Genomic DNA, 240 nt, shown 5'->3' with positions numbered 1-240 from the left:
CGACATGGAAATTAGAAAAAATCACAACCCCGTCGCGCTGCCGTATTTCAAGCGTGCACAAATAAACTGGCAAAATTATCGCGATAATCAATGCTACGCGAACGTGTATGAAATTGGTGAGGCATCTATACGTTTCATTGATTTTTACGCATGCATGGAGAAAATTACGAATTCGAGAATTGACGAGCTGAGTACCCCGGATGCACGTCAGTAATTCGATTATTTTAACCGCCCCGTTTC

Annotated in this window: 1 protein-coding gene; it reads left to right on the top strand. The window is 42.5% G+C overall.

Features of this window, described 5'->3' with window-relative positions; translation table 11 throughout:
- A partial coding sequence (locus SB786_RS37495) for a lysozyme inhibitor LprI family protein (protein ID WP_410731747.1) occupies positions 1 to 214 on the top strand: 214 nt, incomplete at its 5' end.
- Positions 215 to 240: the final 26 nt, after the last annotated feature.

This window comes from Burkholderia sp. SIMBA_062 (genome assembly GCF_046534765.1).
Taxonomy (GTDB): Bacteria; Pseudomonadota; Gammaproteobacteria; order Burkholderiales; family Burkholderiaceae; genus Burkholderia; species Burkholderia ambifaria.
The sequence above is the reverse complement of the archived record's forward strand: the minus strand, read 5'-3'. Positions and strand labels throughout refer to the sequence as shown.